Origin of the sequence: Streptomyces albospinus, assembly GCF_014648695.1 — a bacterium.
GTDB classification, from domain to species: Bacteria; Actinomycetota; Actinomycetes; order Streptomycetales; family Streptomycetaceae; genus Streptomyces; species Streptomyces albospinus.
Window position 1 is genome coordinate 1 of record NZ_BMRP01000148.1, and the last position, 760, is coordinate 760.

The 760-nt window shown below is 53.6% G+C and carries 1 rRNA gene; it reads right to left on the reverse strand.

Annotation, left to right across the window (positions count from 1 at the left end):
• Nucleotides 1-760: ribosomal RNA gene (locus IEZ17_RS41700) — 23S ribosomal RNA — on the reverse strand; the annotation flags it as partial.

Consider the following 760-nt stretch of genomic DNA (forward strand, 5'->3'; position numbering starts at 1 on the left):
ACGGACCCAGGTTAGACATCCAGCACGACCAGAGTGGTATTTCAACAACGACTCCACACCAACTGGCGTTGGCGCTTCAAAGTCTCCCACCTATCCTACACAAGCCGAACCGAACACCAATATCAAGCTATAGTAAAGGTCCCGGGGTCTTTCCGTCCTGCTGCGCGAAACGAGCATCTTTACTCGTAATGCAATTTCACCGGGCCTATGGTTGAGACAGTCGAGAAGTCGTTACGCCATTCGTGCAGGTCGGAACTTACCCGACAAGGAATTTCGCTACCTTAGGATGGTTATAGTTACCACCGCCGTTTACTGGCGCTTAAGTTCTCAGCTTCGCCAACCCGAAGATTGACTAACCGGTCCCCTTAACGTTCCAGCACCGGGCAGGCGTCAGTCCGTATACATCGCCTTACGGCTTCGCACGGACCTGTGTTTTTAGTAAACAGTCGCTTCTCGCTGGTCTCTGCGGCCACCCCCAGCTCAGACAGTAAATGTCATCACCAGAAATGGCCCCCCTTCTCCCGAAGTTACGGGGGCATTTTGCCGAGTTCCTTAACCATAGTTCACCCGAACGCCTCGGTATTCTCTACCTGACCACCTGAGTCGGTTTAGGGTACGGGCCGCCTTGAAACTCACTAGAGGCTTTTCTCGACAGCATAGGATCATCCACTTCACCACAATCGGCTCGGCATCAGGTCTCAGCCTTAACGTGTGACGGATTTGCCTACCACACGGCCTACACCCTTACCCCGGGACAACC